At 59.2% G+C, this 12,112-nt stretch carries 14 protein-coding genes; 3 read left to right on the top strand and 11 right to left on the bottom strand.

Going from position 1 to position 12,112, the window contains the following annotated elements; translation table 11 throughout:
* The first annotated feature begins 16 nt into the window (after window positions 1–16).
* Window positions 17–826: a serine O-acetyltransferase gene (gene cysE, locus I9185_RS05265; RefSeq protein WP_152458304.1), complete on the top strand. Its 810-nt coding sequence runs from the start codon at window positions 17–19 to the stop codon at window positions 824–826.
* Between the two features lie 4 nt (window positions 827–830).
* Here cysE and I9185_RS05260 read toward each other — a convergent pair whose 3' ends face one another.
* The 7 genes from I9185_RS05260 to I9185_RS05230 all read right to left on the bottom strand — a co-directional run bounded on the left by I9185_RS05260 (window position 831) and on the right by I9185_RS05230 (window position 7,145).
* On the bottom strand, window positions 831–1,073 hold the full coding sequence (locus I9185_RS05260) for a hypothetical protein (protein WP_171723067.1): 243 nt from the start codon (window positions 1,071–1,073) through the stop codon (window positions 831–833).
* A gap of 154 nt (window positions 1,074–1,227) precedes the next feature.
* Window positions 1,228–2,535: a pyruvate dehydrogenase complex dihydrolipoamide acetyltransferase gene (locus tag I9185_RS05255; RefSeq protein ID WP_210092497.1), complete on the bottom strand. Its 1,308-nt coding sequence runs from the start codon at window positions 2,533–2,535 to the stop codon at window positions 1,228–1,230.
* 14 nt (window positions 2,536–2,549) lie between these two features.
* On the bottom strand, window positions 2,550–3,923 hold the full coding sequence (locus tag I9185_RS05250) for a pyruvate dehydrogenase complex E1 component subunit beta (RefSeq protein ID WP_171631707.1): 1,374 nt from the start codon (window positions 3,921–3,923) through the stop codon (window positions 2,550–2,552).
* A 15-nt stretch (window positions 3,924–3,938) separates the two neighbouring features.
* The gene (pdhA, locus tag I9185_RS05245) at window positions 3,939–4,928 is read right to left on the bottom strand and encodes a pyruvate dehydrogenase (acetyl-transferring) E1 component subunit alpha (RefSeq protein ID WP_210092496.1); all 990 of its coding nucleotides are present in this window, start codon (window positions 4,926–4,928) and stop codon (window positions 3,939–3,941) included.
* Window positions 4,929–5,098: 170 nt separating this feature from the next.
* Window positions 5,099–5,398 (bottom strand): septum formation initiator family protein, encoded by a 300-nt coding sequence (locus I9185_RS05240; protein ID WP_171115419.1) that lies wholly within the window; start codon window positions 5,396–5,398, stop codon window positions 5,099–5,101.
* A gap of 140 nt (window positions 5,399–5,538) precedes the next feature.
* Window positions 5,539–5,883, bottom strand: a complete 345-nt coding sequence (locus I9185_RS05235; RefSeq protein WP_171723069.1) for a lysozyme inhibitor LprI family protein — start codon at window positions 5,881–5,883, stop codon at window positions 5,539–5,541.
* Between the two features lie 71 nt (window positions 5,884–5,954).
* Window positions 5,955–7,145, bottom strand: a complete 1,191-nt coding sequence (locus tag I9185_RS05230) for a phosphoglycerate kinase (protein WP_210092495.1) — start codon at window positions 7,143–7,145, stop codon at window positions 5,955–5,957.
* A gap of 133 nt (window positions 7,146–7,278) precedes the next feature.
* Here I9185_RS05230 and I9185_RS05225 point away from each other — a divergent pair, with 133 nt between their 5' ends.
* Both I9185_RS05225 and I9185_RS05220 read left to right on the top strand, forming a co-directional pair.
* Window positions 7,279–7,785: a peptidylprolyl isomerase gene (locus I9185_RS05225; protein ID WP_152458298.1), complete on the top strand. Its 507-nt coding sequence runs from the start codon at window positions 7,279–7,281 to the stop codon at window positions 7,783–7,785.
* On the top strand, window positions 7,778–8,335 hold the full coding sequence (locus tag I9185_RS05220; protein WP_171723071.1) for a peptidylprolyl isomerase: 558 nt from the start codon (window positions 7,778–7,780) through the stop codon (window positions 8,333–8,335). Before I9185_RS05225 ends, I9185_RS05220 begins: the two co-directional genes overlap by 8 nt.
* Window positions 8,336–8,397: 62 nt before the next feature.
* Here I9185_RS05220 and aqpZ read toward each other — a convergent pair whose 3' ends face one another.
* The 4 genes from aqpZ to I9185_RS05200 all read right to left on the bottom strand — a co-directional run bounded on the left by aqpZ (window position 8,398) and on the right by I9185_RS05200 (window position 11,952).
* A complete protein-coding gene (gene aqpZ / locus I9185_RS05215) occupies window positions 8,398–9,087 on the bottom strand; it encodes an aquaporin Z (RefSeq protein WP_171167669.1) in 690 nt (229 codons plus the stop codon).
* A 112-nt stretch (window positions 9,088–9,199) separates the two neighbouring features.
* Window positions 9,200–10,009, bottom strand: coding sequence for a M90 family metallopeptidase (locus I9185_RS05210; RefSeq protein ID WP_209832792.1), 810 nt, complete (start codon window positions 10,007–10,009; stop codon window positions 9,200–9,202).
* 121 nt (window positions 10,010–10,130) lie between these two features.
* A complete protein-coding gene (locus I9185_RS05205) occupies window positions 10,131–10,631 on the bottom strand; it encodes a polymer-forming cytoskeletal protein (RefSeq protein ID WP_117868644.1) in 501 nt (166 codons plus the stop codon).
* A complete protein-coding gene (locus I9185_RS05200) occupies window positions 10,621–11,952 on the bottom strand; it encodes a M23 family metallopeptidase (RefSeq protein WP_210092494.1) in 1,332 nt (443 codons plus the stop codon). Before I9185_RS05200 ends, I9185_RS05205 begins: the two co-directional genes overlap by 11 nt.
* Between the last annotated feature and the right edge of the window lie 160 nt (window positions 11,953–12,112).

Raw genomic sequence — 12,112 nt, 5'->3', positions numbered from 1 at the left:
GCAAAGGATCAAAGCCATGTTCGAAAAGCGCAGCCATGTGACACCGGTTGATCCGGTCTGGACCCGTATCACATCCGAAGCCCATGCGGCCGTCGAGAAAGAGCCCCTCATGGGGGGGCTCGTGCACGCCTGTATCCTGCATCACCGCAGCCTTGAACGCGCGCTTTCATATCGGGTGGCGGCCAAGCTGTGTTCGAACGAAATGTCGATGATGGTTCTGCGTGAAATCGTGGATGAGGCATATGCCGACGATCCGGGTTTGCTCGAAGCTGCTCGGGCGGACCTTATGGCCGTTTACGAACGTGACCCGGCCTGCCATCGGCTGTTGCAGCCGATCCTGTATTTCAAAGGGTATCAGGCCATGCAGGCATATCGCGTGGCCCATTGGTTGTGGCGCAAGGGGCGCTATGATTTGGCCTATTTCTTCCAGATGCGTTCGTCCGAGATTTTCGGGATCGACATTCACCCGGCAGCCAAAATCGGAAAGGGCATCATGATCGACCATGCCCATTCCATCGTGATTGGCGAGACGGCAGTGGTGGGCGACAACGTGTCGATGCTGCACTCGGTGACACTGGGCGGAACGGGCAAGGAAGAAGAAGACCGTCATCCAAAAATCGGAGACGGTGTTCTGATCGGGGCCGGGGCCAAGGTGCTGGGCAACATCACCATTGGGCATTGCAGCCGCATCGCTGCCGGTTCGGTGGTGTTGCAAGAGGTGCCGCCCTGCAAGACCGTCGCCGGTATCCCCGCCAAGATCGTGGGGGAAGCCGGGTGCGACCAGCCTTCGATCTCGATGGATCATATGCTGGGCAAGGATCAGTAGCAGCTCAGCGAGAGCGGTTGGCGCGTTTGTCCAACCGCTTGCGCCGCCGTTCTTCCCGTTTTTGTTTGCGAAGCTCTTGCCGTGTGTCCTGTGCGGCTTTCTGCCGGGCAATCGCGGCCGGATCGTTTGGCTTGAACTTTGAATGCTCACCCGGATAGCCGTTGGGCTTTGCCAAGGCAAAGTCAGGTGACATGGCTGCCGGAAACGCCGAAACAGTCAGGCTGAGAATGAGATTTTTTGAGAGCATCGCGCACCTGCCTTCCGTCTGCTTCCAATGGAAGGAAGTGGGGCGTCTTGATGCATCGGGCAATCGATGCCCCGATCACGCAAGTTCAACTCAGTGAAAACACTTGAGGCTGCCCGCGCTCCGGCTGTCCGGGGCACGGGCATTATTCGGGTCGTCAAGCCAGCATGACCATCGGGTTTTCCAGGTTGTCGACAATAGCCTTGAGCAGTTCTGCCCCCAGCGCGCCGTCGATGACGCGGTGATCGACGGACATGGTAACGGACATTACGGTCGCCACCGTCAGTTCTCCATCATCCCCGACAACGGGCTTTTTCACGCCGGTACCCACCGCCAGAATGCCGGCATGAGGCGGGTTCACGATGGCGTCGAAATTGTCGATGCCGAACATACCGAGGTTCGAGATGGCAAACGTGCCACCCTGATACTCGTGCGGTGCCAGCTTGCGCTCGCGGGCACGGGCGGCAAGATCCTTCATCTCGGTCGAAAGTGCCGACAGAGATTTCATGTCGGCGTCCTGAAGAACCGGGGTGAACAACCCGCCCTCGATCGCGACCGCTACGGCCACGTCCGACGGCTTGAGTTGCAGCACGCGGTCACCCGCCCAGACGGCGTTGCAGGCTGGAACCTGCTGAAGCGCGTTGGCGACGGCCTTGATGATGAAGTCGTTGACGCTCAGCTTCACGCCACGGCCTTCCAACTGCTTGTTCAACTGGCTACGGAACTTCAGCAGCGCGTCCAGCTTGATGTCGCGGCGCAGGTAGAAATGCGGGATGGTCTGTTTGGCCTCGCCTAGGCGTGCGGCAATGGTTTTGCGCATACCGTCGAGCTTGATTTCCTCGTACGGGCGGCCTTCGTACATCCGCGCGACCATATCCGCCGATGGACCAGACGGAGCTGCAGGGGCAGCTGCGGGCGCGGCGGCGGGAGCTGTGGCAGGAGCCGCTGCCGAAGCGGTGGCAGTTGCGCCCTCGACATCGACCTTGACGATGCGACCGTGCGGGCCGGAACCGGCAATCTGCGTCAGGTCGAGACCTTTTTGTGCAGCAATCCGGCGAGCCAGAGGCGAGGCAAAAATCCGACCACCATCCGCCTTGGCCGGAGCGGCCGGGGCAGGGGCGGGCGCCTCGGGTGCCGCTGGCGCGGCAGCCTCGTTGCCCGCGGCGGCTGGTGCCGCCTCGGGGGCCTTGGCAGGTGTCGCCGCGATATCATCTGCGCTTTCGCCATCTTCCAGCAAAATCGCGATAGCGGTGTTGACCTTGACCCCTTCGGTGCCTTCGGGGATCAGAATCTTGCCGATGGTGCCTTCGTCAACGGCCTCGAACTCCATCGTGGCCTTGTCGGTTTCGATCTCGGCCAGCAGATCACCGGAGGAGACGGTATCGCCTTCCTTAACCAGCCATTTTGCAAGCGTACCTTCCTCCATCGTCGGGGACAGGGCGGGCATCAGAATTTCTGTAGGCATCTGTCTGTCGCTCCTTACCGGTAGGTCACTTGTTTGACGGCGGCGATCACCTCATCGGTGGTGATCAGGGCCAGCTTTTCGAGATTGGCGGCATAGGGCATCGGCACGTCCTTGCCAGTGCAATTGATGACCGGCGCGTCGAGGTAATCAAACGCCTCCTGCATCACGACCGAGCTGATATAGCTGCCCACCGAACCTTGCGGCCAGCCTTCTTCCACAGTCACCAGACGGTTGGTCTTCATCACCGAGTTTATGATCGCACCGGTATCCATCGGACGGATGGTGCGCAGATCGATGACCTCGGCGCTGATGCCGTCTTCGGCCAGCTTGTCTGCGGCTTCCAGTGCGTATTGCATGCCGATGCCGAAGCTGACGATGGTCACGTCCGAGCCTTCGCGCCAGATGCGCGCCTTGCCCAGCGGCACGGTCAGGTCATCGACCTGCGGCATGTCGAAAGTGCGACCATAGAGGATTTCGTTTTCCAGGAAGATCACCGGGTTGGGGTCGCGGATGGCCGATTTCAGCAGACCTTTGGCGTCGGCTGCCGAATAGGGCATGACGACCTTCAGGCCGGGGATCTGCATGTACCAGGCGGCATAGTCCTGGCTGTGCTGGGCAGCCACGCGCGCGGCGGCGCCGTTGGGGCCGCGGAACACGATCGGACAACCCATCTGACCGCCGGACATGTACAGCGTCTTGGCGGCCGAGTTGATGATCTGGTCGATCGCCTGCATCGCGAAGTTGAACGTCATGAACTCGACGATCGGCTTCAGACCGCCAAAGGCCGAACCCACGGCGATGCCGGCAAAGCCGTGCTCGGTGATCGGTGTGTCGATCACGCGCTTGGGGCCGAATTCGTCCAGCAGACCCTGGGAAATCTTGTATGCGCCCTGATATTCCGCGACTTCCTCGCCCATCAGATAGACGTCTTCGTCGTTGCGCATTTCTTCGGCCATCGCGTCACGCAGAGCTTCGCGAACGGTTTCGGATTTCATCTCGGCATCTGCCGGCCAGTCGGGCGACAGGTCGACCACCGGCGCAGCGGGGGCCGCAGCGGCAGGAGCGGGGGCCTCGACCGCTGCCGGGGCGGCTTCGGTCACCGCTGCGGCTGCCGGTGCAGCCGCGGTCACGGCCGAGGCGTCTTCGCCTTCCTCGACCAGAACCGCAATCGGGGTGTTCACTTTGACCCCTTCACTGCCTTCGGCGATCAGGATCTTGCCGACGATGCCCTCGTCGACAGCTTCAAATTCCATTGTCGCCTTGTCGGTCTCGATTTCGGCCAGGATGTCACCGCTGGATACGGTGTCGCCTTCCTTGACCAGCCATTTGGCCAGCGTGCCCTCTTCCATCGTGGGCGAAAGGGCGGGCATGAGAATTTCGGTTGCCATGTCTTATTCGTCCTCTCAGGCGTAAATGTCGGTCCAGAGCTCTTCAACGGCGGGCTCGGGGCTTTCTTTCGAGAATTCGGCGGCTTGGTTCACGATCTCTTTGATTTCCTTGTCGATCGCCTTCAGGTCATCCTCGGTCGCGTGTTTGCCGGTCAGCAGCAGCTCGCGCACATGTTCGATCGGGTCGCTTTGTTCGCGGACTTTCTGAACCTCTTCGCGGGTGCGGTACTTGGCCGGGTCGGACATCGAGTGGCCGCGATATCGGTAGGTCTTTACCTCAAGAATGTATGGGCCCCTGCCGGCGCGGCAGTGGGCAACGGCCTTTTCACCAGCGGCTTTGACGGCCAGCACATCCATTCCGTTGACGATCTCGCCGGGGATGCCGAAGGCTTCGCCGCGTACATAAATATCGGGTGACGAGGTCGAACGCGCTTGGGCTGTGCCCATGGCGTATTGGTTGTTCTCGATCACGAAAACCACGGGAAGATCCCACAGAGCGGCCATGTTGAACGTCTCATATACCTGGCCCTGGTTTGCGGCACCATCGCCGAAATAGGTAAAGGTCACGCCGCCATTTTCCTTGTACTTGTCGGCAAAGGCCAGACCTGCACCCAAAGGCACCTGCGCGCCGACGATGCCATGGCCCCCATAGAAGTGCTTTTCTTTCGAGAACATGTGCATCGAACCGCCCTTGCCCTTGGACAGGCCGCCTTCGCGCCCGGTCAGTTCGGCCATCACGCCGCCCGGGTCCATGCCACAGGCCAGCATATGGCCGTGGTCACGATACGAGGTGATCCGCTTGTCGCCGTCCTGTGCGGCCGCTTCGAGCCCGACAACAACCGCCTCTTGACCGATGTACAGGTGGCAGAACCCGCCGATCAGACCCATGCCATAAAGCTGACCCGCCTTTTCTTCGAATCGACGGATCAGAAGCATCTCGCGGTAGTATGTCTTGAGTTCTTCCGCAGAAACATTTGGTTTCTTTGTGGTTTTTCGCGCAGCCATAGTGGCGATCTCCCCCTTTCGGCAAGATAGTTTAGCGTTAAACTATCTCATAAAGCATTTGGGGCTTTCTGGCGAGGGGAAATGTGACGCAGCGTCCGAACGGGCGCGGCGCAGCCGACGGGCAAAGCGGTGTGACCATGGTCCGACAGTATCCGGCAGCCCAAACAGGATCAGCGGATCACGATTTCATCCGCTCGGATCATACCAAGAACAGAACGTGCCTGCTGATCGAGCAGGTCAAGATCCAGATAGGTGTCGGACAGGCGCCGGGTCAGGTTCTCCAATTCGGCGATTTGGGCGTTCAGCTTTTCCAGGTCCTGTGACAGGGCGTCCCGTTCCGCAGCAATTTCGACCCGCCGAAACAGACCATAGTCACCTTGTACGGCGGCAAAGGTGAAATACACACCAAGCATGAAAGCCACCGAGAAAAAGATGATTGAGCCCAAACCGGGCCGATGGGAACGGGACACTCTGTTTACCGCCGTATGAAAACTAGCCTCAAAAACGTGCCCTTTGCGAGCATCTGAACACACTATGTCACAGGTGATTCGGGTTGTGAATCCCCTGTTTCGATTTTTTCATCAGTAATTTAAGCGCGTCCTGATCCTCGTCAGCGCCAGGATTCCAGCGCCTGATTTCGCGCGACGGTCTGTTCTTTCATGCAGGTCCAGTAGAACATCGGCGCAGCGCTGCCGCCGCCTGACAATTCCTTGTCGCAGGTTGCGTCTCGGACCTTCAGCCAGACGCGTTGTTCGGCCAGAAGAGCATCGCCGTTGCCGCGCGCATCGGCTGCGGGTTTGATCTGTGCCCACAGCCGGTTGAGTTCGCGATCTGCGGCCTCCCATTGTTCCTTGGCGCAGAAATTGGCGTCAAGCTGGGTTTGGCCGCCGCAACTGGATTGAGCGGCGGCAGAGCAGGGCAGCATCATTAGGACAAGAAAATAAATTGGCTTCACGGTAATATCCCCCGTTCAAAAGGGGATAATACCATGGACCATGTCAGGCGATCAAAGGCGGCAAGCAGTGCTTACTGATCCAGCGCTGCGACACCGGGCAGCGTTTTGCCTTCCATCCATTCCAGAAACGCTCCACCCGCGGTTGAGATATAGGTGAAGTCCTTGGCGGCACCCGAGGCGTTCAGGGCAGCAACCGTGTCTCCACCTCCGGCGACCGAGATCAGCTGACCCGAACGGCTGAGCGCGGCCGCCTTCAAGGCGGCGGCATTGGTGGCGGCGTCGAACGGTTCCAGTTCGAATGCGCCCAGCGGACCGTTCCAGATCAGGGTTTTGCTTTTGTCGAATATCTCGATGATCGCGGCCACGCTTTCGGGGCCAGCATCCAGGATCATGCCATCCTCGGGGCATTGATCCGCGGGCAAAACCTGATGAGGGGCATTGGCTTCAAACTTTTTGGCAACCACGACGTCACGTGGCAGAACGATCTGGCAGCCGGTGCTTTCGGCCTTGGCCAGAATTTCGGCAGCGGTGTCTTTCATCGCAGTTTCGGCCAGCGATTTTCCGACACTGACACCTTGCGCGACGAGGAACGTATTGGCCATGCCGCCACCGATCACCAGATAATCGACCTTGTCGATCAGATTGCCCAGCAGTTCCAGCTTGGTCGAGACCTTGGCCCCGCCCACAACCGCTGTTACCGGGCGTTTGGGCGCGCCCAACGCGCTTTCCAGTGCCTGCAACTCGGCCTGCATCAAACGGCCCGCACAGGCAGGCAGCAGGCGCGCGATGGCCTCGGTCGAGCTGTGGGCCCGATGCGCCGCTGAAAACGCGTCGTTGCAGTACACGTCACCCAGCCTGGCCATACCTGCGGCCAGATCGGCATCGTTCTTGGTTTCCTCCGCGTGAAAACGCGTGTTCTCGAGCAACAGCACCTGGCCGGGCTGCAAGGCACCGGCGGCCAGTTCCGCCTCGGCCCCGACGCAATCGGCAGCAAACTGCACCTTTGCGCCAAAAGCGCTTTCCAATGTCGGGACCAGTTGTTTCAGCGACAGGCTTTCACGCCGTTCGCCACCGGGACGGCCAAAATGAGCCAGAAGGATCGGTTTTCCACCAGCGGTCAGAATATCGCGCACCGAGGGGACGATCCTTTGAATGCGGGTGGCGTCGGTCACAACACCGTCAACCACGGGCACGTTGATATCCACACGCACCAGCACGCGTTTGCCGTTCAGGTCCATATCGTCCAGTGTTTTCCAGCCCATTGTGCGATCCTTGTCATTGGCAAATGATTTAGGCGGTTCTTTTCCTGCAATTTGCCCTCAGGTCAATGCGTCACTTGGCATTCGTACGCGTGCGTCATAGGTATTTGCGCAAGATAAACGACAGGAGGGCCTCATGGCCGAGATCAAGGATCCCGAAAACACGATCATCATCGAGCTGAAAGACGGCAATGTCGTCATCGAGCTGCTGCCGGATGTGGCGCCTTTGCACAGCGCGCGGATGAAAGAACTGGCCCGCAGCGGAGAATACGACAACGTGGCCTTTCACCGAGTGATCGACGGCTTCATGGCCCAAACCGGTGACGTGCAGCACGGCGACATGGAAGATGGGTTCAACCTGCGTATGGCGGGGACCGGCGGTTCGTCGCTGCCGAACGTGCCGGCAGAGTTTTCCAAGCTGCCCCATGATCGCGGTACGCTGGGCGCGGCCCGGTCGCAGAACCCGGATTCGGCCAACTCTCAGTTCTTCATCAACTTCAAGGACAACCACTTCCTGAACGGTCAGTACACCGTTTATGGCCGCGTCATCGAAGGCATGGAGCATGTGGACGCAATCGTACGTGGTGAGCCGCCTGCGAACCCCGACCGCATGATCAGCGTCAAGGTGGCCGCAGATGTATAAGCTTGCCGCCGCCTTTGCCCTGCTGGCAAGCCCGGCGCTGGCCAGCGGTTTGCAGATCGAGGTCGAAGGGGAAGGGGCCAATGGCACGATCTCCATCGATCTGTTCGAAGATGTCGCGCCGAAGCACGTGGAACAGATCACGGCATTGGCTGCGGACGGCACGTACGATGGTGTGGTGTTCCACCGCGTGATCGAAGGTTTCATGGCCCAGACCGGCGATGTTCAATACGGCAATTCCACCGCGAACGGCTTTGACATGCGGTATGCCGGGCGTGGCGGGTCAGACCGCCCGGATCTGCCGGCTGAGTTTTCTGATCTGACCTTTGATCGTGGCGTGGTCGGCATGGCCCGATCGCAGAACCCGGATTCGGCCAATTCGCAGTTCTTTATCATGTTCGAACCCGGCCCGTTTCTGGATGGCCAATACACCGTGGTCGGTCAGGTGACCGATGGTATGGACGTTGTGGATGCGATCAAACGGGGGCATTCCCAGACCGGAGCGGTTACGGGACAGCCCGACATGATGAAAAAAGTCACCGTCACCGAATGAACCGAAACAGCCCGGCGTTCCAAAAAGCGCCGGGCTGTTTCTTACGGTCGATTGAACGAAACTCAATCGTCTTGTGACATCGCTTTCCAGATGACCGCACCGATTGCGCCGCCGATCAGCGGGGCCACCCAGAACAGCCACAGCTGTGACAGGGCAGGGCCGTCGGCAAACAGGGCGACGCCTGTGGACCGGGCCGGGTTGACCGAAGTGTTGGTGACCGGAATTGACACCAGGTGGATCAGGGTCAAGGCCAGACCAATTGCGATGGGGGCGAAACCGGCCGGCGCCTTGTCCGAGGTTGCACCCAGGATGATCAGGATGAAGAAAGCGGTCATCACGATCTCGATCACCAGAGCGGACATCAGAGAGTATCCGCCGGGTGAGGCCTCACCATATCCGTTGGACGCAAATCCCCCGACGCCGGCGAAGTCGGGCGCACCGCTGACGATCAGATACAGAACCACTGCGGCGGCTATGGCGCCGATGACCTGAGCGATCCAGTAGGGCAGCAGATCCTTTGCCGGAAACCGCCCGCCGATCATCAGACCAAGGCTGACCGCCGGATTGAAGTGCCCGCCCGAGATATGGCCAACCGTGTAAGCCATTGTCAGAACCGTCAGGCCGAAGGCGAAGGAAACGCCAAGCCACCCAATGCCGACATCTGCAACGCCCGCTGCCAATACGGCACTGCCGCAACCTCCGAGAACCAGCCAGAAGGTGCCGAAGAACTCGGCCAGTAGTTTTGATGACATGAAATTTCCTCCACAATGCAATGAGCTTAAGTGTAATTCATAAATTAACTTTTGTTAAATTGAGCCGAACGGGGAATTTTCCCGGCACCCGCGCACCAGGGGTCGCAAAGCCTTAGTGCCATTGAGAAGGATCCAGGTGAAACAGCTTGGACAGTTGCTTGTAAACCTCCGGGTCCGACCTGCGCAGGGCCTTTGGCCGCTCAAAGAACACTTCAACCGAAACGGCGAAAAACTCCTCGTGCCCTTCCGCGCCATAAGGGTCGATTACGGTTGGCTGCCCGGATTCAACGGCGCGTACATGCGCGTCATAGGCTGTCAGGAATGCGGATTCCCATTCTGAAAAGCTTTGGTCGTCGCTAAGTACGGGCACTCCGTTGGCCGACCCTGTAAGATCGTCGATCTGGTGTGCAAATTCGTGAAACACAACGTTTTGGCCGTCATGATCGTTCATGGCCCCGCGCTGGCTATGCGCCCAGGACAGGATCACCGGGCCGCGGTTCCAGCTTTCCCCTGTGCGCACGATTTCCCTCTCGGTGACGACATAGCCGCTGTGCCGGCTCTGTCTGGATTTGAATGCGCTGGGATAGATCAGGATGGTGGTCAGATTGTCATACCAGAGATCGGTATTCACAACCAGCAGACAGGCTTGCGCGGCGATGGACAGTTGCATGTCTTCGGAAACGTCCAGGCCGTCACACCCAATGAATTCAACCTGATCAAGGAACAGGTTGATCTTGCCCTCCAGCTTTGCGCGCAGGCCTTGCGGCAGTTTCCGCAAGATCGGGACCTGAGCGTCGACAAGCTGCCGTTGCTTGTCAGTCAACGGCGCGGCCAACAGGGCGTGGCGCGCCTGTCGTTTGGACCAGAAGTAAAAGGCCAGACCTGTGGCGACCACCGCAACAAGTGTCAGAAAAATCAACATGGCCCGACCCTAACGTGATCCCGGCGGGATCAAAACAGGTTTCCCGGATACAGGCTGCGGTGCAAAAAAGAAACGCCTCGGGTCTCCCCGCGGCGTTTCCGATCTGACCTGATGGGTCGAATTACTGCTTGACGTCTGCTGCCGGGTTCGATCCGGCTTTGGCGCTGCGGCCCGGATTCAGCGGATCGTCCTGCCGCTGTACGGATCCTTCGAAATGCGCTCCGCTTTCGATGGCGATGGTCTTGTGGATGATGTCGCCTTCGACACGTGCGGTCGATGTCAGACGCACCTTGAGACCACGTACGCGACCCACGATACGTCCGTTGATCACGACGTCATCTGCGGTGACTTCACCTTTGATCGTTGCCGACTCACCAATGGTCAGAAGGTGAGCGCGGATGTCGCCTTCGACTGTGCCTTCCACCTGTATGTCACCAGAGGTTTTGATATTGCCAGTGATGTGCAAATCCGAAGACAAAACCGACGCAGGCGGTTTGGGCTTGGGTGCAGTGGCAGGTTTCGACTCGGTCGGTGCAGGGGCCGCTGGGGTCGCCGGAGCGGCTGGTTTGGCCGCCTCGGGTGCCTTGGATGCGGGCTCGTTGATTTTGCTTTTAGAAAACATTTCTCGCAGCCTTGATGTAAGTCATTGGGTTTACGGGTTTTCCGTTCACGCGCACCTCATAGTGCAGATGCGTGCCGGTCGACCGTCCGGTGCTACCCATATCAGCAATATGATCCCCGCGCGAGACCCTTTGACCAACCTTCACGTTGATCTTGGTGTTATGAGCGTAAAGTGTCTCAATTCCGAATGCGTGCTTGATTTTCACAAGCCGTCCGAAACCGGATTGCCAGCCTGCGTGGGTAACGACGCCGTCTGCGGTCGCAAAGATATCCGTGCCTTGCGGCCCGGCAAAATCGACCCCGTTATGCATCCGGCGACCACCGGTTTTGGGGTCGCGCCGGCTGCCATAGCCGCTGGTAAAACGCACGGCCGAATGTACGGGATTGGCAAAGGGGGCCTTTTCCGCAGCAAGTCGGTAAAGGTTCAGCTGATCCATCTGTTTCAGCAATGTATTCGCGCGGGCTTCCTCGGCGGACACCTCGTCCACCTCACCGCGCGTGCTAAGGGATAAAGGGGTCAGCGGACCGCCCATACCGCTATATCCGCGCCGGACCTCTTCGATGATGCGGTCTGTTGGCATTCCCGCCTGACGGAACATCTTGTCCAGCGGCTCGACCGAGATCACCATGGCCTCTTCCAGCTGTCGGAAAATCTCGTCGCTGCGTTCCTGCATAAGGCGGATTTCCAGCTCAAGATCATCGCGCTGGTCCAGTGCCTCTCGGGCGTCGGCGGCGATCTGATCGCGTTCCTCGGCCGTGCGCGCCAGAGCATCCGTCATGAAGGCCATCTGTACCGGCGCGCTGGAGGCCGTTACGTACATGTCAGCCTTGCTGTTTTCCTGCTTCAGCGCCGCCAGTTCCTTCCGCGCATCTTCCCGCTGTTTCATGGTGGTGCGCAGCGTGGTCTGAATGACTTCGATCCCCGTCTCAAGTTCGCGACGGCGGTTTTCCGAAGCCAGCAGTTCGGACTGCATGGCGGATATCTGTTCCAGCGCGGCATTGAAACGATCCTGAGCGGCGAGCGCTTCCTGCGCACGGGCGTCGCGTTCTGCGGACAGGACATTCAATCGTTCCTGATAGGTTGCCTGGTCGCGTTTCGCCTGTTCCCGGAAGTTGCCCGAACCGATGCTGTCCATCAGCAGAATGGCAGTTGCTACCGCGGTCCATCCGACCATGACGGCAACACCGGCCACCGCGACCACCTGCGTTTCCGAGCTGAGACGGATAAAACGTGTATCTTTGTCAGACTTCAGAAAAACCCGGCGTTCCGGAAAGTACCGTTCAAATGCGGAGTGTATTTTTATTGCCAGACGTGTTCGCACGCGTCCTACCTCTCATCCCCAAGATCGGGACCGGTTGTGGGTGCCGGCCGCTCCTTGGGCCGACTGCATAAAGGGCAGGCAGCGTTCGGGCAAGTTTGTTGATCAGTCCGGCGCCAACTGCGTAGAAATCCCCCCAAAGATCGGCGGGAAATTGCCGAAA

Source organism: Ruegeria sp. HKCCSP346 (genome assembly GCF_017872595.1).
Classification (GTDB): Bacteria; Pseudomonadota; Alphaproteobacteria; order Rhodobacterales; family Rhodobacteraceae; genus Ruegeria.
Note: the sequence above shows the minus strand (reverse complement) of the source record. Positions and strands in the feature narration are given on the sequence as shown.